This window comes from uncultured Polaribacter sp., from assembly GCF_947503875.1.
Classification (GTDB): Bacteria; Bacteroidota; Bacteroidia; order Flavobacteriales; family Flavobacteriaceae; genus Polaribacter.
The window spans coordinates 426,080-447,847 of the sequence record NZ_CANNFH010000003.1 but is presented as its reverse complement, the minus strand read 5'-3'; the positions used below and the strand labels follow the sequence as shown (position 1 = coordinate 447,847).

At 30.2% G+C, this 21,768-nt stretch carries 17 protein-coding genes and 1 pseudogene; 2 read left to right on the top strand and 16 right to left on the bottom strand.

Annotated features, from left to right (window positions below):
• From Q0684_RS07070 to msrB, 12 genes and pseudogenes are all read right to left on the bottom strand, one after another.
• Positions 1 to 2,268, bottom strand: a pseudogene (locus tag Q0684_RS07070) (hypothetical protein); the annotation flags it as partial.
• A gap of 247 nt (positions 2,269 to 2,515) precedes the next feature.
• Positions 2,516 to 2,680 (bottom strand): hypothetical protein, encoded by a 165-nt coding sequence (locus Q0684_RS07065; protein WP_299014357.1) that lies wholly within the window; start codon positions 2,678 to 2,680, stop codon positions 2,516 to 2,518.
• A gap of 350 nt (positions 2,681 to 3,030) precedes the next feature.
• A complete protein-coding gene (locus Q0684_RS07060) occupies positions 3,031 to 4,566 on the bottom strand; it encodes a hypothetical protein (protein WP_299014355.1) in 1,536 nt (511 codons plus the stop codon).
• 35 nt (positions 4,567 to 4,601) lie between these two features.
• The gene (locus Q0684_RS07055) at positions 4,602 to 6,893 is read right to left on the bottom strand and encodes an FdhF/YdeP family oxidoreductase (RefSeq protein ID WP_299014353.1); all 2,292 of its coding nucleotides are present in this window, start codon (positions 6,891 to 6,893) and stop codon (positions 4,602 to 4,604) included.
• Positions 6,894 to 6,897: 4 nt separating this feature from the next.
• Complete coding sequence (gene fdhD, locus Q0684_RS07050; protein WP_299014350.1) at positions 6,898 to 7,689, bottom strand: formate dehydrogenase accessory sulfurtransferase FdhD; 792 nt, start codon at positions 7,687 to 7,689, stop codon at positions 6,898 to 6,900.
• 188 nt (positions 7,690 to 7,877) lie between these two features.
• Entirely contained in the window at positions 7,878 to 9,056 is a 1,179-nt protein-coding gene (locus tag Q0684_RS07045; protein ID WP_299014347.1) for a class I SAM-dependent methyltransferase, read from the bottom strand.
• Positions 9,057 to 9,062: 6 nt separating this feature from the next.
• Positions 9,063 to 10,145 (bottom strand): AI-2E family transporter, encoded by a 1,083-nt coding sequence (locus Q0684_RS07040; protein WP_299014344.1) that lies wholly within the window; start codon positions 10,143 to 10,145, stop codon positions 9,063 to 9,065.
• Complete coding sequence (locus tag Q0684_RS07035; RefSeq protein ID WP_299014341.1) at positions 10,145 to 11,422, bottom strand: hypothetical protein; 1,278 nt, start codon at positions 11,420 to 11,422, stop codon at positions 10,145 to 10,147. The genes Q0684_RS07040 and Q0684_RS07035 overlap by 1 nt, the downstream gene beginning before the upstream one ends.
• A 55-nt stretch (positions 11,423 to 11,477) precedes the next feature.
• Positions 11,478 to 12,362: an RluA family pseudouridine synthase gene (locus Q0684_RS07030; RefSeq protein ID WP_299014338.1), complete on the bottom strand. Its 885-nt coding sequence runs from the start codon at positions 12,360 to 12,362 to the stop codon at positions 11,478 to 11,480.
• Positions 12,362 to 12,781 carry a VOC family protein gene (locus Q0684_RS07025; protein ID WP_299014335.1) on the bottom strand — a complete coding sequence of 140 codons (420 nt, stop codon included), beginning with the start codon at positions 12,779 to 12,781 and terminating at the stop codon, positions 12,362 to 12,364. Before Q0684_RS07025 ends, Q0684_RS07030 begins: the two co-directional genes overlap by 1 nt.
• A 37-nt stretch (positions 12,782 to 12,818) precedes the next feature.
• A complete protein-coding gene (locus Q0684_RS07020; protein ID WP_299014332.1) occupies positions 12,819 to 13,400 on the bottom strand; it encodes an acyl carrier protein phosphodiesterase in 582 nt (193 codons plus the stop codon).
• A 138-nt stretch (positions 13,401 to 13,538) separates the two neighbouring features.
• The gene (gene msrB / locus Q0684_RS07015) at positions 13,539 to 14,018 is read right to left on the bottom strand and encodes a peptide-methionine (R)-S-oxide reductase MsrB (protein ID WP_299014330.1); all 480 of its coding nucleotides are present in this window, start codon (positions 14,016 to 14,018) and stop codon (positions 13,539 to 13,541) included.
• 179 nt (positions 14,019 to 14,197) lie between these two features.
• On the opposite strand from msrB, the gene Q0684_RS07010 reads away from it, so the two are divergent.
• The gene (locus Q0684_RS07010) at positions 14,198 to 15,013 is read left to right on the top strand and encodes a M48 family metallopeptidase (protein WP_299014328.1); all 816 of its coding nucleotides are present in this window, start codon (positions 14,198 to 14,200) and stop codon (positions 15,011 to 15,013) included.
• A gap of 79 nt (positions 15,014 to 15,092) precedes the next feature.
• On the top strand, positions 15,093 to 16,400 hold the full coding sequence (locus Q0684_RS07005; RefSeq protein WP_299014325.1) for an MFS transporter: 1,308 nt from the start codon (positions 15,093 to 15,095) through the stop codon (positions 16,398 to 16,400).
• Here Q0684_RS07005 and Q0684_RS07000 read toward each other — a convergent pair.
• From Q0684_RS07000 to Q0684_RS06985, 4 genes are all read right to left on the bottom strand, one after another.
• A complete protein-coding gene (locus tag Q0684_RS07000) occupies positions 16,397 to 17,161 on the bottom strand; it encodes a CDP-alcohol phosphatidyltransferase family protein (protein ID WP_299014322.1) in 765 nt (254 codons plus the stop codon). The two genes, Q0684_RS07005 and Q0684_RS07000, sit on opposite strands and share 4 nt — an antisense overlap.
• 248 nt (positions 17,162 to 17,409) lie before the next feature.
• Positions 17,410 to 18,612, bottom strand: a complete 1,203-nt coding sequence (locus tag Q0684_RS06995; RefSeq protein WP_299014319.1) for a hypothetical protein — start codon at positions 18,610 to 18,612, stop codon at positions 17,410 to 17,412.
• Between the two features lie 126 nt (positions 18,613 to 18,738).
• Entirely contained in the window at positions 18,739 to 19,293 is a 555-nt protein-coding gene (locus tag Q0684_RS06990) for a type 1 periplasmic binding fold superfamily protein (RefSeq protein ID WP_299014316.1), read from the bottom strand.
• A gap of 40 nt (positions 19,294 to 19,333) precedes the next feature.
• Positions 19,334 to 21,739, bottom strand: coding sequence for a TonB-dependent receptor (locus Q0684_RS06985; protein ID WP_299014313.1), 2,406 nt, complete (start codon positions 21,737 to 21,739; stop codon positions 19,334 to 19,336).
• Positions 21,740 to 21,768: the final 29 nt, after the last annotated feature.

Below are 21,768 nucleotides of genomic sequence, written 5' to 3'. Positions count from 1 at the left end.
TGGTGCAATAACGTCTTGCACAGTAACAATTGCAGTTTTTGAAGAAACATTTCCATTAACATCAGTAACGGTTAAAGAAACTGTGTTTTCGCCAACATTAGAACAATCAAAAGAAGTAATGTCTAACACAGAAGATTGTATAGTACAATTGTCAAAAGAACCATTATCAATCATTTCTGGAGTAATTGTTGACGTTCCATTGGCATCTAAATCAACTGTAATATTTTGAGTTAAAACTGATGGTGCAATAACGTCTTGCACAGTAACAATTGCAGTTTTTGAAGAAACATTTCCATTAACATCAGTAACGGTTAAAGTAACTGTGTTTTCGCCAACATTAGAACAATCAAAAGAAGTAATGTCTAACACAGAAGATTGTATAGTACAATTGTCAAAAGAACCATTATCAATCATTTCTGAAGTAATTGTTGAAGTTCCATTGGCATCTAAATCAACTGTAATATTTTGAGTTAAAACTGTTGGTGCTAAAACGTCTTTTACGGTAACTATTGCAGTTGCTGAAGATGAGCTTCCCAAGGTACTTGTTGCTGTTAAAACAACATTATTATTACCTAAATTGTTACAATTAAAAGTGTCTGTATCTAATGTTAAATTGTCTAAACCTACTATTGAGTTAGAACCATTGTCTATTTGATTTGGATTAATTTTTACCTGACCATTTTCATCCAAGAAAACCTCAATATTCTTGGTGATTACTTCAGGAACTGGATCTATAATAGTAACTAAAACAGGCACTGTAGTCTCATTTCCACTCAAATCAGTGGCTGTTAATTGTACTGTTATAGGGCTATTGTTAGCATCTGAGGCATTAAATAGACTTTTGTTTATTCGATAATTAACAACACCACAATTATCTGAACCATTTTGCAATACATCATTTGGTAAAATACTAACAGTACCATTTGTGGTTAAAGTAACTGAAATATTTTTTCCTCGTAATTCTGGTGCAATATTATCTAAAACTGTAACTGTTGCAGTACCAGTTTCAAAATTACCATTATTATCTGTTGCAGTTAAAGTTACTGAGTTAGTTCCTAAATTTGTGCAATCAAACATCATTTTATTTAATGATAACCCCACAGGATTACAACCATTTTTAGGGATAAAATTAAAATTATCTCCTGTGTTGTTTAACCTTACATCATTACCGCTTATAGCTAGCTTATATGCTAGACCATTAACACTAAAGGCAGTTTTTATTTTAATTTCTTTAGTGAAATCTATTGGATCAATTCCAGATTTACCAGTTTGTTCAATAGTAAAAATTGCTCTATTATTATTTCTAGTAAAGCGTTGTTCAAATAAAACATCAGATAAATTATTTATATTTCTAAGATATAAATATCGATTTCTAGAAATATCGACAATATATACAACATCATTAACTCTAATAACATCGTCTATTCCAGTAACTTTTTCTATTCTAATATCTGTACCGTTTGTTACGTTAGCAAAGCCAGAAGCAAATCCTATATTTTGATTAGTGCCAGATTTATTCAGTGTAAATGCAGATTGTTCAGAATACCTATAATTTGCAACACAGTCTTCAGATCCGTTATCAATCTCTTGAATACTTACATTAGCATTACCATTTTCGTCTAAGAAAATTGTAGCATCTTGTGTTCTAACTATAGGTGCTGTTGTATCTGGGTTAATAACAACTGTTGAACCATTAGCAACAACTCTTGCTCCTGTTAAATTGTTTCCTACAGGACAACTATCAAATTGTACAATTACCAATCTGTTTACTTCACCTACTACTGCTAAACCACTGTAATCGGCTGTAACTGGTGTTCCTTCAATTTGGCCTATAAAAGCGCCATTAGGATGAGATGAATTAAAAATGTAAGCTCTTGCACCATCATCGGCAGCTGTATATGTTACCCTTAATTCTGATAGTGTTGTATTTGAAGGAATATTAATATTCGTTTCAAAATACGTAAAATCTAAAAATCTTCTACAACCAAAGCTTGGTAATATCGAAGCTTCTGAGAATTGAATAGATCCATCAGGGGCAGTATTTGCCAAACTCCAACCGCTTGCACTTGATTCCGGAATAATTGCTTGACTATAAGCAACAGGGTTTCCTAAACTGCTACCCGGTAGGTTAAACGGTATAGCTCCTCTGCCTCGGTTTATTTTCCAAGGTGAAATTGTAATCTGAGACATTAAAGAAGTTGTAAAAAAAATCAGCAAACCTAATAACATCAATTTTTGATTTCTCAAAAAAGGTAGTTTTTTTTTCATTTTAGTAGTTTTGTGTATACTTAAATACGGTTAGTAATATGTAAAACTACTTGAAATATGTTTTTTTAGAAAACCTGTTTTTTAAAACAGGTATAAATACCTAGTTTTTATTTTTAGGTATAAGTAATTGTAGAGAAGTTAGTTGGTTTTGAAAACTAAACAATAAAAAAGAGCACTTTAAAAAATTAAGGTACTTCTTAGTTCGTTTAAATAATAAACCTTTTATAAACTAGCTTTTGGGGAGTAGTTATCTTTTTGTATTTGTAGAAAATACTTTTAAAGTATCTCTTTTTACAATTTTTGCATTATCTAATGTTACTTTAATTACATGTTCTGGATTAGAAACCTGAAACACATAGCTCAATTGTCTAAAAGATGCAATGTGATAATTCGGAAATTCTTTTTCTACCACAGATTTATTAGACTTATAATGTTCTAATTTTGTTTTTACGGGTTGGCAACTTGTAACTATAACTCCTAAAAACAGTAAAGTAATTAATACTTTTTTATGTTAAATAATTTTTATAAAATTTTTTAAAAAAAACTATTATGGTCCTCACTCAGAAACAAATTTTGTAGGGGAGCTGTTTTTGTTTTTCTGAACTATTAAATAATAGTATAAAAAATACACTTTAATAAAGTAGAGTGCTTTAAATTGCATTACAATAAAAAATGTTTGTAAGGGAAAACATTTATGATCTTATTGTAAATTTTATGGATAGGGAGTATCTAAAAATTTAGATGTTGTAATTATCTGTATAATTATTTCATATTTAAAAAAGAAAAATTATAATTTATCCCTAAATTGACAAAGGTGTTGCTTAAAGAACCTCCTTTGGCTTTAACGTAGCCCACAGAACTTCTTAGCCTTATTTTTTTATTGATTTTATATTCAGCGCCAACACTTGGTTTTATAATAAAACCTTCGCCAGTACTAATATTTCCACCACCTGCAGCACCTGCTAAAAACTGACCAAAAAAACGTGTGTTTATGGCTATAATGTCTTTAGATTTTACCCCTAAACCAATTAGCCCTTCTCCATAAGCACCTGCATTACCAAAATTAGCAAAGGCTGTTTGTCCTGCAACATAAAGGTATTTATTTAGGTCTAAATTTATTTGTAAAGCTATTTGATGCATGTCTTCTGTAGGGTTTTCCATGCGCTTTGCATCAAAATACCAATCATGTTTTACAATAAAATCAACTCCTTTAAAAATTCCGCTTTTAAAGGTTTTTTTATCAGAGTTTGTGCCATTTCTATTTGCATAATATTTTAAACCAATTCCGTAAGAAGAAGAGCTAAATACTTGACTTGGAGTTAAAATATACCCTTTATTAATTGCAATAAAGGTATTGTCAAATATCTTTTGTTCAATAGATATGTCTGGCGAAATCATAAAACCACCATCAGAATCTACACCACCACCACCTGCTGCACCAAGACTAAATTTTCCTAATATATTTGTTCTATTCCTATTGAAGCTATAATGATAACCACCACCAAGAAAAACATCCATAAATCCTGCTCTAATGCCATCATATGCTCCGTCTACCTTTACAAAAGCAAACCAGTTTTCTGTAAAATAGTTGGCAAATTCAAAACCTGCAAGACGTATGGTTTTTCCTTCAATAATTTGTTCTCTATTTGGTAAAGCTCTAGTTACATCTAAATTATTTAAATGAATCATTAACGAGTTTGTCTTGCTTTTCTGATTCCAATTTGAGGTTTTTAAATGCTTGAAAGAAAAACGTTTTTCAGATTCTTTATAATGTGCATACTCATAGTTTAATGGAATTTCTAAACCAAAATTTAATTGGTTTCCTTTAATTAAACCATCATCAAAAAAGTTTACATAACTATACCCTGTATTTACAGAAAAATATTTGAAATCGTAACCTAGATTAAAATGTGGTAAAATAAACGCGCCACCACCATCTTGTGCGCCTGCACCACCACCACCACCAAAGTGGAAGCCAGTATCTATATATAATTTTTTAGTAAGAAATTTTTTGTAACCAGCATTAACACCTAAAGTGAAAAAACCACCTCTTTTACCGGTAACAGAGCCATAAATACCTATACCTGCATAAATGTCTTTATTTAAAAAGATATTATAATGAATACCAGAAAAACCCATATTTGGTTCATTAGGAATTTCTGCCTCTGGCATATTTATCGATAGAAAGTCAATTTTTGTAAAACCTTTTTGTGCTATTTTCGGCGGAATATCTTTTTGTTGCGCAATTAAATTTAGACTTAAGGAAACTATTAAAATGAATAAAAAGTACTTTTTCAAGGCGTGATTTTTTAAAAGATTTTAGCAAATATAATTCAACTTTTTTCAATAGTAATAATTATTGTTTTAGAGGCTGGCGTGTTGCTAGTATGCGCAACATTTCTTAACGGAACCAAAACATTGGCCTCTGGGAAATAAGTGGCAGTGCATTGTTCTGGAATATCATAGGCAACAATTAAAAAACCTTTTGCTATTCTTTTTTCTTCTTTAAAGTGGCTTACTAAATTTACGAGTTCTAAGTTTTTAAACTGTTGTTTTTCCATGTCTTTTTTATTCATAAACACAACTCTTCTTTCGTTTAAAATACCTCTATATCTGTCATTTAAACCATAAATTGTAGTATTGTACTGGTCATGAGTTCTAATGGTCATCATTATAAATTGATTGTCTTTCAATTTTAGATCTGATGGTTTGTTTAAAGTAAAATTAGCTTTTCCTGTTTTGGTAGGAGTGTAGTTGTTGTTTCTTGCATTATTGGGTAAATAAAAACCACCTTTAACGCTTACTTTTTTATTAAAGTTATTAAAACCGGGTACTACATTTGCAATTTTATCTCTAATTAAGTTATAATCAGCAGTTAAATTGGCCCAGTTTACATTTGAGTTTTTCAAAGTAGCACTTGCTAATCCTGCAACAATTGCTGGTTCACTTAAAAGATTTTTAGAATGAGGTTCTAAGTGTCCTTTAGATTGGTGTACAATTCCCATAGAATTTTCTACGGTAATAAATTGTTCTCCAGAGGTTTGCATGTCTTTTTCTGAGCGACCTAAACAAGGCAGTATCAATGCTTTTTTACCTGTAATTAAATGACTTCTATTTAATTTTGTAGATACATGTACTGTTAAATCGCAGTTTTGCAAAGCTTTTGCTGTAAATTCTGTATCTGGTGTTGCAGAAACAAAATTACCACCCATTCCAAAAAATACTTTTGCTTTTTTATCATGCATGGCTTCTATAGCATTTACAACGTCTAAACCATGTTTTCTTGGAGATTTAAAATTGAATTCCTCGTCTAATTTGTCTAAAAAAGTATCGGGCATTTTTTCCCAAATACCCATAGTTCTATCGCCTTGCACATTAGAGTGCCCACGAACAGGACAAGTACCAGCACCTTTTTTACCAATACTACCTTTTAAAAGTAATATGTTTACCAACTCTCTAATATTATCTACAGCGTTTTTATGTTGGGTTAAACCCATTGCCCAGCAAATAATTATATTGTTATTACTAATAATTAAATCGGTAGCTTTTTTAATTTCTGTTAAAGAAATACCCGTTTGTGGCAGCAATTCTTCAATAGAAAAACTATCTAAATTTAAGAGCATTTCTTCTAAACCATCTGTTTTATTTTTAATAAAATCGTTACTAAAAACACTACCAGGATTTGCTATTTCTTTTTCTTTCATCAATTTTAAGATGATTTTTAAAAGTGCTACATCTCCGTTAATTTTTACTTGAAGAAATAAATCGGTTAAGTTTTGCCCAGAACCAACCCATTTTAAAGGATTTTGTGGATCTTTAAAATTCATTAAACCAACTTCTGGTAATGGGTTTATTGTAATTATTTTACCACCTTTTTTCTTGGTTTCGCTTAAAGCAGTTAGCATTCTTGGGTGATTTGTGCCTGGATTTTGTCCCATAACAATTACCAAATCTGCATGATTAAAATCGTCTAAGGTAACAGAACCTTTACCAATACCTAAAGTTTCAGTTAAGGCTACACCACTAGATTCGTGACACATATTAGAGCAATCTGGTAAATTATTTGTACCAAATTGCCTAACAAAAAGTTGGTACAAAAATGCGGCTTCGTTACTGGTTCTGCCAGAAGTATAAAAAATAGCTTCATCTGGAGATGATAATCCGTTTAATTCTTTTGCAATTAACTGAAAAGCATTTTCCCAAGAAATTTCTTCGTAATTATCTTTTCCTTCAGGCAAATACATAGGGTTTGTAATTCGCCCATTTTTACCAATTTCATAATCAGATAATTTGGCTAATTCTTGCACGGAATGTGTTGCAAAAAAAAGTGGAGATACCTTATTTTTAGTAGCTTCTTCTGCAATGGCTTTTGCACCGTTTTCGCAATATTCTGCTAAAAAAGCGCGTTTTGCATCAGGATCTGGCCATGCACAGCCAGGGCAATCAAAACCATAATGTTGGTTTACATTTTTTAATAATTGAATACCTTTTACAACTCCAACTTCATCTTTAATATGTTTTAATGCAGATTGTATGGCTTTTGCGCCCACAGCACTTTTAGGAACATTGGTTAGTTTAATACCTGTTAAATCCTCTGGATTTTGTGCATTTGTATCTTTATTCATCAATTTATTTTAAGTACGATGGGTTTGTGTAAACCGTCATTTTATTTGCTCTACTAAAACCAATTAAGCAAATTCCAAATTCCTTTGCAAAATCTACGGCTAAAGAAGAACAGGCAGAAACAGCAATAATAATAGGAATTTTTGCAATAAAAGCTTTGGTAACAATCTCATAAGAAACTCTGCCACTCACCAAAAGGTATGTTGCATCTTTTAATTGTTTTTTTAAAAGCAAGGCACCAATAGATTTGTCTACAGCATTGTGTCTGCCAATATCTTCATTTATGCTTAAAAGTGTATGTTGTGCATTAAAAATTGCAGCAGCATGACTGCCACCTGTTTTTTGAAACGTTTTTTGATGTATTTCCATCAATTCAAACATTTTAAAAATATTTTTAGCCATTACTATTCTTTCAGAACTCAATTTTACTCCGCTTACTTCTAAATCTGTTAAAGCGGTTTTGCCACAAATTCCGCAAGAAGATACAGAGAGCAAAGTACGCTTGTTTAAGTAGCCTTTTCCTAAATCTTCTTTGGCAATGGTAATATTTACTATTGTGGGGATGTTGTTTTCTTTCTTGGTAATATCGAAATTAAAATACCTGTTACTTTTAAAAATATCTTCTGCAAATAATAAACCTCTAACCAAGTCAATATCATTACCAGGAGTTCGCATAACTACTGTATAGGGTTTGTTATTTATATTTATTTGAATTGGAGCTTCAACCACCAAAGAATCTTCTATTTTTTGTTGAAGTGTACTGTCTAGTTTTAAACCTTGATAAGAAAGGATTTGCATAATTGAAGCGACTTTCTACAAATTTAATGAAAAAAGAAATAGTATATATAGAACAAAGAATTTGTTTGGTGCCACCTAATAAGGTTTTTTAGGATTATTAATAAAAACATTAAGCGCTATTGCTTGTTATAAGCTTTTTTATAAAAAAGTATTTCAGCTTTTAATGTATTTCATATTTGTAAAAATGTCTAATTTAATTTGGTGCAAATTAGTACAATTAATTTCTTTTTTTTGTTGGTTGTAAAAAACATAAAAATGTTTCCACCATCTTTAATTTTAGTTTCTTTTCTAATTTGCGCTACTGTTTTAGGAAAGTTTCTTGTGGTAATATTTGCCTTATTTTCTGGTAATAATTTTTTAATTTGCTTTTTATCGTAAGGTAAAGCGTGTATAATTTTAAATTTTCTGCCAGGAAATTCTTCTATCTGCTCAGAAGTATACAAATGCGCATGTTCTTGCAGTTTAAAAACATTAAATTGATTGGTAATGTGATGAAAACCGCCAGATTTTAAGATGGCTGCATTTGGCTCATATAAATAGGAGAGTGGCATTTCATATTTAGAGTAGCTTTCTGTTTTGTAGTTAAAGAAAAACTGCTCTTTTGTTTCTTTTTTTATGTTGATGGTTTTTATTTGAATCGTACTTTTAAAATCCTTTTCTAGAAGAAACAATAATTCTTTTACTTCATTTTTAATAGCAACAACGTGAATTTCTTTTACATTTTTAAGTTCTCCAATAGTTTGTGTAATATCTAAAATTGGCGATGTTTTTACTAAAATATGATTGGTTTTGGTAAACAAAAAATCAATTTTTGGTGTAATATAAGGTTGGCAATCTTTTAATAAAAATACTTTTCCTTTTACATCATCTCTTCTGGAAGGATCTATATAAATACAATCGAAAAAATCTTTGGTTTCTTTTAGGTAATTTGCACCATTACCTGCAAAAGTTTTTATGTTTTTTACTTGCAATTGCTTGTAGTTGTGCGTAACAATTTCTGATAATTCTTTATTGATTTCACAGTGCACTACTGTTTTAAATTGTTTAGCAAAATAATAGCAATCTACTCCAAAACCACCTGTAGTATCAATTATTTTATCACCAGAAAACAGACTTGCTTTGTAAGCTGCCGCAATTTCGGAAGAGGTTTGTTCTATACTTATTTTTGGCGGATAATAGATATTCTCACTAGCAAACCAAGTAGGCAATTTCTTTTCAGATTTTTGTTTGGCAACAACTTGGTTTGCCAATTCTTGTATTGGTATTTCTTTAAAAGGAGTGCCTTTTAAAATCAGTTTGGTAACCTCTGTTTTTAAATGGTTGGTAATAAATTCTTGTACATCTATATTTAGTATTTCTAAATTCAATAAAAATTAAAGATTTTTTGTTAGTGATTTTACAATTTTATTTTCTGATAAAAATTCTTTTAAAATTACTTTAAGTGCAGTGTATAAAGGCACAGCAGTTATCATACCTGTAATGCCAAAAAGTAAACCACCAATAATAATTACTAAAAATATTTCTAAAGGATGAGATTTTGTTGTTTTAGAAAATATAATGGGCTGGCTCGCAAAATTATCAACCAATTGTGCAATAAAGTAACCAATCATCACATAAATTGTGGTAGGTAAAATTTCTGTTTGAAAATCTTGACCAATATTACTTGTCATAGATAACGTAAACATAATTGCAGCGCCAATTAATGGACCTACATAAGGTATTAAGTTGAGTAATGCGCATAAAAATGCAATTACAATGGCGTTATTTATGCCAAAAATGAATAATATAATTGTGTAAAAAATAAACAGTATTGTAATTTGTAAAATAAGGCCTATAAAATATCTTGATAATAAATCGTTAATAACTTCTAAAGATTTAGAAAACCGTGTTTCTGTGCCATTAGGTATTATAGTTAATACTCCTTTTTTTAATAATTGGCTATCTTTCATAAAGAAAAAAGAGATAAATAAAACAGAAAATAAACCAATACTTAATGTACCAACAGCGCCTAAAACTGAATTTAATAAATTAGGTATTTCCTTAAATTGTGAGCTAAAATCAATATTTTTTAATTCACCTAAAACATCTATACCTTTGCTAGAAAAATAGGCGGTAATTTGATTGAATATATTCTGAATATTAGCTTGTAAACCTTCCTCTTGCAAAAGAGATAAACTCTCTCCTTGTTCTATAACTAAAGGGATAAAAAGACCAATTACACCTGCTAAAAAACCTAACATTAATACCATACAAACCACAACAGCTATTGTGTTTGGAAATTTTAATTTGTTTCTTAAAAACAAAATAAAAGGTCTTGCAATTAACGATAGTATTGCAGCAATAATAAGGTAAATTATTACAGATTGAACGGCATATAAAAAATAGCCTAAAAGGAATATACCTACTAGAATAGCTATTGCTCTTAAAATACCGTTTGCTATAGTTTTTGCTGTCATTAATTGTAGGCTTTAACTGCTCCCATGCTTAGATTTCTACCATTTCCAAAGCTATGGTTTTTGGGTAATAATGTACCACTTTCTGTGGTAATCCAATCTTGCCAAGTTGCAGAAACACTGTTCATTTTCATACTAGGCACTGTCATTTCATAGGAAATAGGTAAAAACGTTTCATCTAAAATCCATAAATAAGAATCGCCAGGTGTTGTGCCTCCAGAAGTGTATTTTACTAAAAGCGCATTTTTACCATCTTTTTCTGCTATGCTTCTAATGGCACCATCATCATATAATTTATGAGGTGCAACTAACCAAAAAGAGTCGTTGTTAAATATATTCCAAGCTCTTTTAACAATTTTAGGGTTTTGTTTTTCTTGTTTTTTACCATTAAAATAAACGGTACTTTTTTCTTTATTTCTAGGAAATAAATTAACGCGAATGGTATCCCAAGAAACATCTACTACATGCTTTTCTTTATCCCATTTAAAAGAGCGTCTGCCACCAAAACTCCACTCAATAAAGCGTGTATTTTTGTAAGCTTCATGGTTTATTCTTTTTAAAATTTTATCAGCTAAGTTATTTGCTTTTTTATTGTAAGCTTTTACTGCGCCCATATTTATTTCTAAACCAAATAAAGAGAATTTATGTTTTGTGGGCAACTTTATGCCAGATTCCGTTGTTTTTAAATTGTCCCAAGTTGCAGAAATTCCACCAATGGGAATAATTTTAGTCCACATTTTATAAGAAGCAGGTAAATAATTTTCATCTAAAATCCATAAATAAGAATCTCCAGGCGTATCTCCACCAGAAGTATAGGTAATTAAGAGCGTTTCTTTACCATTATAATTCACAAGTCGTCTTTCTGTGCCTTTGTCAAATATTTTATATGGAGCCACTAGCCAGAAAGAATCATTATTAAAATAAGCAGTTGCTGTTTTAATTAAATTGGCATTTTTTACGCTTTTGCCATTTACAAAAACTTCTGTTTTATGAGGTTCTTTTGTGTGTAAAACTACTCTGTTTTCATCCCATTTTACTTCTACAACATTTTGTTTTTTATACCATTTGTAATCATGCGCATTTCTAAAACTCCATTCTAAAATTTCTGTATTTTCGTAAGCCTCTCCATTTAACGCATTTAACATTTTAATAGCCAAAGCATCTGCACTTTTTCCTTGTTTTCCTTCGGGAAGTGATTCGTTTTTAGCAAAATAAAATAGAATTGCACCTACAAATAATAGTAAAATAAGGTAAGCTAGAATTTTGAAAAATTTTTTCATTTCTGGGTTTTAAAACAGTTGAGTTGCTAAAATAATTCTTTTTAAAAGAATATTTTTATTTTGAATTTGATAATGCTAGAAATTCTGGAAATATTTTTATAAATTTTTTAGGAACCATTTTTGAAACGGATATGTGCTTACCTGTAAAAGGATGCTTGAAATCTAAAGAAAATGCATGCAAGTACAAGCCTTTTCCGTTTAAAATTAAATTAGAATCACCATAAATTTTATCACCTAATATTTGATGCCCAATACTTGCCATGTGTTTTCTAAGTTGATGTTTTCTGCCCGTTTTTGGTAATAGTTTCACTAAATTTAAGTTGGTAAAGCGTTTAGAAGTTAAGCTGCTTAAAACGCTAAACTCTGTAGATGCTTTTTTACCATAAAGACTAAGATTAATTGCACCTCCAATACAAAGTTTGCCAGTTGTTATTGCAAAATACGTTTTTGTAATTTCTTTCTTTTTAAAAATTTCTCCTAGTTGTTGTATTGCCTTACTTGTTTTACCAATTAATAAAGCACCAGAAGTAGCATAATCTAAACGATGCACAGGATGTGGTGTAACAGCGTCTAATTGATTGCTTTTTTTTAAATTTTGTTGCAATGCATTGGCAATAGTTAAAAACTTATTTCCACTAACTAATATTCCTGCAGGTTTGTATACAATTGCTAAAAAATCATCTTCAAATAAGACTTCTAATTTTAATTTTGGCCTTTTAAAACTTGCAGGCTTTTCTGTTTCAATTAATACTATTTTTTCACCACCTTTTATGTATTTAGAAGTTGTTGCAATGGTATCATCAATAAAAATAAGCCCTTTTTTAATGGCTTTTTTAAGGGCCGATTTTGTAGTAATTGTTTTAAAAATGGCAACACCGTATTCTTGAAAACGAATAGGATTTTCTTGTTTTATTGCAGTATGGGTTTCTAAAATTTGCATTATTTTGCAAACAACTGCCCAATATCTCTAAAGGCTTTAAATTCTAGTGCATTACCTTCTGGGTCTTTAAAAAACATAGTGGCTTGTTCGCCTACTTTGCCTTCAAATCTAATGTAAGGTGCAATTTCAAATTTGGTATTTAGAGCTTTTAACTGATTTGCAAAAGTTTCAAAATCTTCCCAAGTTAGTACTACTCCAAAATGAGGTACAGGTACATTTTGACCATCTACAGCATTAGAAATTCTTTGTGGTTCGTACTCTTTTTTCTCATGCAAAACCAATTGATGACCGAAAAAGTTAAAATCTACCCAGTCTTCTGTAGAGCGCCCTTCTTCACACTTTAAAATATCTCTGTAAAATTGTCTTGAAATTTCTAAATTTTTAACAGGAATAGACAAATGAAATGGTTGTACTTGCATAGTTTTAAATTTATATGATTTTGATTAAATCTTTTTATTATTTATCAATTGCTATTTTACTAAAATCAATTAAATCTTTAAAGAAAATAGTAAAATCTTTTTCTAATTCCGTTTCTAAAATGTTTAAATCTTCTATAGCTAAATTCATTTGAGAAATGCCTTTAGTTCTGGCATTTATACCATTTAAAACTTTGGCAATACCTTCTTTATTTTTATAGTTGAATAAAAGGTTATATTCCACCATATATGCTATAAATTTCTGAGATTTCTCGGGTAATTCAGCAGCTTTTTGGGTAAATAACGCATAAATTGATTGCGTGTAAATATCTAAAGGAATTGCAGAATATGCAGACCAATTTTTAGCCAAAAAATAATCGTAAAAGACATCTATAATTACACCATCATAATGCCCATAACGTTCATGTAGTCTTCTTTTACTTTTACGCACAATTTTATGTGCATCAGTAAAGGTATCTATGGCTCTATGTAAAAAAATACCTTTTTGAACTTCCTCTAAAAAACCCTTGTAATTATTTCCTTTTATATGGTCTGCAATAAAATTGCCAACCATAATATTGGTATTATTGTTTGATAGATATAGGTGAGCTAAGAAATTCATGATATAAAAGTAATTAAAAATACTACACTATGCTAAAATCTTAACTATTTGTGATTTGTAAATTTAATTTTTTTCTTCTTGAACAAAAAAAATCCACATTTAATAAAAATGTGGATTCTAAATTTAAATGCTATATGTTTATTTTTTTTTGGGTATAAATTCTAATGCAGCCCCATTTATACAATGGCGTTTTCCTGTAGTTTCTGGTCCGTCATTAAATGAATGGCCTAAATGCCCACCACAAGTGTTGCATTTTAATTCTGTTCTTGCATAACCAATTTTATAATCTACATCTAATTCTACATTACCTTTAATAGCCCTATCAAAAGAAGGCCAACCTGTACCAGAATCAAATTTATGGTCAGATTTATACAATTCTGTTTTACAAGCGGCACAAACGTATATTCCTGCTTTATAATTTTTGTTTAAAGGACTTGTAAAAGGTCTTTCTGTGCCAGCTTCCCTTAAAATATAATATTGTATTGGTGTTAGTTCGTTTTTCCATGTTGCATCGGTTTTTGCAACTTTATAGGTTTTGCTTTCTTTTGATGTGTTTTGTGCTTTACTATTGCAACTAAAAAGTATGATAAAGCAAAATAAAGTGAGTATATTTTTCATTTTTTAAAGATTTAAAGTGGCTTACAAAAATAAAGTGTTTCTAAATAAGTAGTCGCAATTTTATTATAAAACTTAAATAAAATGTTTATTTTTATTTAATTAAGTTTAAAAATATAGACTTTTTAAAAAATAAAACTATTTTTTATTTAATATTGAAGTCCATTAAAATCAGAGCAATCATGAAAAAATTCACATTACTTTTATTAACAATATTTTTATTTGCAGAATGTAGTACAGTGCCAATTACAGGCAGAAAACGTATGAATTTTGTAAGTGATGCCCAAGTTTTACCAGCAAGTTTTGCACAATATCAAGGTTTTTTAGCAGAAAATAAACTATCTACAAATAGAGAAATGACCAATCAAATTAAAGAAGTTGGTAAAAATATTTCTGCGGCTGTAGATCGTTTTATGCGTGCAAATAACATGACAGCAGAAGCAAATTCTTATAAATGGGAGTTTAATTTGGTAGATGATGAAACTGTAAATGCGTGGTGTATGCCAGGAGGTAAAGTTGTTTTTTACACAGGTATAATGCCAATTTGTGCTAATGAAGATGGTGTTGCTGCTGTAATGGGACATGAGGTTGCACATGCTTTTGCAAAGCATGGCCAAGAAAGAATGTCTATTGCACAAGGTTCACAAATAGGTGGTTTACTAGTTAATTTAGGTACTTCAGGAAAAAGTGCAGAATCCCAACAAATTTGGAATACCGCTTTTGGCGTAGCTTCTGGTTTGGGGGGTTTAAAGTTTAGTAGAGTACATGAGCAGGAAGCAGACAGATTAGGTTTGGTTTTTATGATAATGGCTGGTTATGAAGGTACGGAAGCTGCAGAGGTTTGGGTAAGAATGAGCCAAAGATCAGGTAGAAGTTCTCAACCTGCAATTTTAAGTACACACCCAACAAATGAATCTAGAATTAACGATTTAAAGACATATTTGCCAACAGCAAGAAAGTACGCTGCAAAGTATAATGCACAAGTAAGAGTAAATTAAAGCTTGCATCAAAAGTTTTACTATATTGTAACCGTTCAAATGAATTTGAACGGTTTTTTTAATTTATACCAAATAGCACATGTTAAAAAAAGGAGATAAAAAGTTAATTAATGCTTGGGCATTTTATGATTGGGCTAATTCTGTATATTCTTTAGTAATTAGTACTGCTGTTTTTCCTATTTATTATGCAGGTTTAACAGCTTCAGAAAATTTTGCAAATGCAGACGGTAAAATTGCTTTTTTAGGAATGCTTTGGAAACCAACTTCTTTATACAATTATGCTTTGGCTTTTTCATTTTTAGTAGTTGCATTTTTATCGCCAATGTTTTCTGGTATTGCAGATTACGCAGGAAGCAAAAAAAAGTTTTTAAAGCGCTTTTGTTTGCTAGGCTCTATTTCTGTAATGTGCTTGTTTTTCTTTACAGGTAAAGAAACCCTTTGGGTAGCTATTGTTTTTAGTATTTTGGCAAGTATTGGTTTTTGGGGTAGTATTGTATTTTACAACGCCTATTTACCAGAAGTTGCACATCCAGAGCAACAAGATAATGCCAGTGCCAAAGGTTTTATGTTGGGGTATAGTGGTTCTATTTTACTATTAATTCTTTGTTTGGTTTTAATAGAAACAGAGGTTTTTGGTTTTTATGACAAACAGTTTGGGTCTCAACTTTCTTTTGTTTTAGTTGGCTTGTGGTGGTTGGGCTTTGCACAAATTACCTATGCCAAGTTACCTGCAGATTTAAAAAGTGATTTACCCAAAGACAATTACTTTAAAAAAGGTATTTTAGAATTTAAAAAAGTGGCTAAAGAGTTGTTTGGTTATCATTCTTTAAAAATATTTTTAATTTCGTTCTTTTTATTAAGTATTGGTGTACAAACTATTATTTTAATGGCTGGTATTTTTGGTACTATTTTAGGTTTACCAACATTAAATTTAATTGGTACAATTTTATTGGTTCAGTTTGTGGGAATTTTAGGTGCATTTTTGTTTTCTAGATTATCTAATAAAATAGGTAATATTAAAACTCTTAAAATAACCATTGCTATTTGGGGTTTGGTTTGCGTAATTGGTTTTAATTTAACTAAAGAAACGCCAAATATAGATTTGTATTTTTATGTTTTAGGCGGATTAATAGGTTTGGTTATGGGCGCAATACAATCTTTGGCAAGATCTACCTATTCTAAATTATTACCCAAAACAGAAGATACAGCTTCTTATTTTAGCTTTTTTGATGTAACCGAAAAAATAGCTTTAGTAATTGGTATGGTAACTTTTGGTTTGTTAAATTCTATTTTTACCATTCAGTCTAGTGTATTGTCTTTAGCTGTTTTCTTTTTAGCGGCTTTTGTAGTGCTTAGTTTTATAAAGAAAACAAAGAATGTTAGTTAATAAAACACTTTTCTTATTAGAATAAAAACAAATATCATTGCAGAATACCCAATAAAAAAAGGAATTATAAATGCTTTTAAGCCCAAAACTAATAGCACACTTATAATTAGTAATTGAAATCCTAAACCAAAGGTAGAAACCAAACTCATTAACCAATTAGGAAAAGGTTTACCAGCAGCAGCATTTCTGTCTAATGCATAAATAATTTCATCAAAAATACCATAAAGTGCTTTGTAAATAAAGTACAAGATATTTACATTTTTTTGTTTTTCCCCAGGTAAAGCAATAGGAGTAGAGTCTTCAAAAATTCTACTAGTAGTATCTCCTGCAAATCTATTTCTTAGAATTACGTAATAGTAATTGTACAAAGTACCTTGTAATTGTATGCCAAAAAAGGCCAACAACGCCCTGTAAACGCTAATATCTGTTAATTGCCAAAGCGTAATAAAAATAATAAGGTTTAGAATAATATCAGAAACGGAATCTAAAAATCGTCCTGTATAAGAAGGTGTTTCTTTAATTCTTGCCAATTCGCCATCTGCAGCGTCTAAAATCGATTTAAAAATTAAGAAAAAAGCAGCTAACCAATACTGTTCTTGGGTAATGCAATAAATACCAATTAAGCCAGAAATTACAAAGGCAATAGTAACATCTACTGGCGTAAATCTAGTATTTTTTAAGGTGTTTGCTATTACTCTTGCAATTGGTCTGCCATAATCTGATAAATCTATAAATTGATGTTCTTTTGGTAATTTAGACATAAAAATACTTTTGAATTATGAGCATTTTTATCGTTTTGTAGAAAGAAGAAAAATAGCACAGAAAAAACGTAAAAATAGAAAAAGCAAAGAATTAAAAAAAGTAAATTTAGCAAATAAAAAAAGTGCCGATTGCTCAGCACTTTAATACTTTTTTAAAAATAGGTAAACTCTAACTTAGATGATATGAAATTAATTATTTATGTAAAGTAACAAAAACATTATTTTCATTTTTATCCAATTAAAAACTATTAATGATCAATACTATTTTCATGACCAATAAATGTTAATCTATAAGGAGTTTGAGTAACTTTAATTTTTTTAATTCCTGTTGCTTGTAGGTTTACTTGAACAAGTTCTCCTGTTTTTGGAGAAGTTATGTAAGCAAATCTTTCAGACAAAATAATCTGAGGTTTTTGTGTCGGTTCAAAATCTGAATCGATTGCTTGTACTTCTTTTACAACTGATAAACTAAATAAGTCTATTACTTTAAGCGTTCCAGAATTTAATAAAACACCCAATTTATTGTTGTTAAAACTAGTTACACAGTGCATAATATCTGTGCTTTCGTAAATTGGAGTTACTTTCTCTTCTTCAACATCAATTAAAAACGCACCTTTTAACCTTGTATATCCAATAAACTTACCATTTACAGCAGTTTCTCTAATGGTACCAAACCAAGCAGTATCAAAACCAAGTGGCAAAGAAATCAGTTTTTGGTTTCCATTACTTTCTACAACTAAAATACCTTCTTTAGATCCAAAAACTGCAAATGTGCCATCTGTGGCGTTACCATGAATACCAGTTGTAGCAATTGTTGAAGCATGCATAGTATTTCCATTTGCATCAATAATTTTAACTCTTTCAGGAAGTGCACCAGGTATAGTATTGTCTTTTTCTGTAATGGCGTAATTTCCATTATTAAACGTAGCCATAGCACCATGGTGTTTTAGAATACCAGCGTCTATTGTTTTTAATTCTGCTCCAGGTGTATGAATATCAGATTCTTTTCCAATAGACAAGGTACCATCACCGTCATTAAAAGTCATTAACTCTCCTTTTTTACTTTTAAAATGAGTGGGTGCTAAGGAATTTCCAACGAGTGCTCCAAATTTAGGAGTTCCCCTAACATCTACATGGTCTCCATGAAACTCGTAGCCACTATCAAATGTTTCTGTAAAGTTATTGTCTCTGTGTATTAATGCGGCAAATCTGCCTGATTCTGTTGTGTATAGTGCAGATTTGGCAAATTTTGCATTAAAAGTTTCAACTTCGTCTAAAAAAGGATTTACTAGAGATAATTCTGTAGTAAGTTCGTCTGAAATTAAAATTCTTAAATATTTATGCTCGGTAATTCCTTCTTCAATTTCAAGTTCATCTTGAGTGTCGTTGCAAGAAAGTAGCAAAGAAATGGATGCAAATAAAATTAGATATTTTGATAATTGTTTTTTCATCTTTTTTTATCTTTAAGAGATCTATTTATTTTTTATTAAAAAATGCCTGAGACATATAAATTATAGTCTTCGCTATTTTATTATGCTAAAAAAAGCATATACTTACAGTTAACAGGCATTCTTTTATTATTGTACAGTTACATTATTAAATGTTACCTCTACATCTGTGCTTCCACCTGCACTAGCAGAAGTTCCGTCATTTGGTTTACTTGGCTCGTGCTTAAGAATAACGGTAATACTACCAGAACCTGCAGTACCTGTAGTTAAAGATGTTTCAAGTCCAACAGGATTGCCATCTTCATCTTCATCAGTTTTTTCAATTGATAAACCAGTTATAGAAGAAGCAAAGAAAAACTCATGCTCATCATCTTCTTCTTCAATTTCTTCTGTAATATCTTCCGCAGGAGATTCTGTTTCATTTAATAATTTAATTGACCCAGTGTACATTGTATTAGCTGTTAAAGGTCCAGAAATTGTTGTAATACCTTCTTGACCTCCTTCGCCATCTAAATCTTGAAACTTTAAGGTTACTACATCACTTCCATTTGTAAGTGTATAGGTAACTGTGGTAATTAATTCTTCTTCGTGATCGTGGTCATCATCATGATCATCGCTGTCTGCACAGCTTGAAAATGCTAAAGTTGCTACAAAAAATAGTGCGATTAATCTTAAAGTTTTCATTTTGTTTGTGTTTATATTACTTGTTTTCATTTGTATTGGTTTAGTAATTATATTTTATTTTTAAATTAAAATTCCTTCCCAATTCATCTGCAAAGTAACGTAGTCTGTTTAAGTTTTCTCTATAAGCAACATTAAAAATATTGTCTATATTAAATTCTACTTTTAAATTATTTCTTTTTGATGTTTTAAAAGTAGCAGACGTTTGTAAATTGAACAATGAATAGGTAGGAGGTGTACTGCTAATATCTACAAAGACTTGGCTTTGTGTTATCGCGTTAAATGTGTTAAAATTATAATCTGGAAATCTATTTTGCTGAAAAACCGTTTTTTGGTTTAATTGAATAGTTAACTGATTTAATTTTGGATTTGTATAGGTAATACTATTTGTAAAATTTGTAAAAGGCATATGTATTAAAGGAATGTCTTCTGTTAAATTGTCTCCTTGCAACAAACTTAAACTTCCGTTGTAAGCGAAATTTTTATGTATTTGTTTGTTAACATCTATATCTATTCCAAAAATTTGTGCATTAATTTGGTTGTATTCCCAAACCGGAAATGCACCACGAATAGTTGTTGTAATTCCTACAGGAATTAATTGAATAAATCCATTGATATGTTTGAAATACGGACTAACTGAAAAACCAAAATCTGAACCTACTTTCTCTAAAGAAACCGCAAATTTATTAGCAACTTCTTTATTAATTGTTAGTAAACCCGTTTCTATTCTAGCCGCAGAATGGTGTAAACCATCACTAAATAATTCTGATGGATTTGGCATTCTTGAAGCTAAACCATAGTTGGCTAAAAAGTTAATATTATTATCAAAACGCTTTATTAAGCCCAAACTTGCAGACCAATTATGAAATGTAAACTTGGGATTTGTAGAAATTCTAGTACCATTTTCAACACCAGTTTCAAACTCAGGAAACAATTCGTCATAATTAAATGTCTCGTTCCAATCGGTTATATTGTAACGTTTTCTGGCATCAATTTTAGAAAAATCATATCTAATTCCTGCGCTTAATTCTGTGTTTTCATTTAGGGTATAATTGCTAATTGTAAATAAACCAGCCTCATATCTATCAAAATCCGGAATTAAAGGATTGGTTCCTGTTCCTGCAACAGCATCATTTTGCTGATAGCGCACTAATGCCCCAAAATCTAATTTTAAATTATTTAAATGCGCTACTTCTAAATTAGTTTGCAACGTATTTGTAAATAATCTTAAATCTATTACAGGTGTTTCACTTCGGTTTCCTCTTCTTAAATCGAATTCTTTTCTTCGGTTTAATTGCAAATCGTATTGCACAGTTAATTTACCCAAATTTTTAATTCTTTTATAGCCTTCTATTTTTGCTAAATGATGGGTAATTTGCTGCTTTGGAAAAGTAATATCGTAAGAGAAAGGGTCTGTAACTCTAGGTTGTTGACTATTAATAGCGTTTACCAAATCGTTTACATTACCAATATGGGATGATTGTAAAATTGCAAATTCATTATTTACAAAACTATAAAAAGCATTAAATCCTTTTTCGTAGGTGTTGTAACCAATTCTTAGAGATGTGTTTATGCTTTTTAAACCGCTATTTGTAAGGTAATAATCTGGTGCTCTAAAGTCTCCAAATTGTTTGTAATTGGCTTGTAATTTTGTGTAAAAACCAGATTTGTAGGTTTTTACAATTTCAGAATTTACATTGCCACCCAAACCATTAGAATTAAAAGAGGTTATTGTACTACCAAATAAGGAATCTTTTACCACATATTTTTTAGGTTTAATAATTATTAAACCACCAATAGCGTCAGATCCATATTTTAATGTATTTGCGCCCTTAACAACTGCAATTTGTTCACTTGCATTAATGTCTATATTAGGCGCATGTTCATCTCCCCATTCTTGGTCAAACATTCTTACATTATTATTAATAATTAACAATCTACTACTGTGCAAGCCGTGTATCATTGGTTTTACAATACTATTTCCGGTATTTAAGGATGATATTCCACTCAAAGTATTAAGCGCATCTCCTAAAGATTTGTCCGTAAAGTTTTCTATGGATTTCTTTTTAAGACTTTGCTCTATACTAGTAATTTCGGTTTTAGATGTTGATTTTACAACAACTTCATTTAACTCATTTAAATGATGTTCTAAAAAGAACTCTTTAGTAGTACTTTGTGTAAGATTTATGGTAACTAGCTTAGTATCACAAGCAATATGCTTAATTTCTATAGTTAATTTACCAACACACAGATTTTTAAATTCAAATAGACCATTTGCATCAGTAGCTGCGTATCTGTTTAAATTTTTAATATGAACAGATGCACCAAAAAGTGATGAATTGTCGTGAAAATCTGTAATTTTACCTTTAAAAGTAAGTTTGCATTCTTGTGCTTTTAAAGTTGCGAAACTAAAAAACACGAGTAAGAGCGCTAAAAATCTTTTTATCATTTTTTGCTTTCGTGAATTGAATAAATATC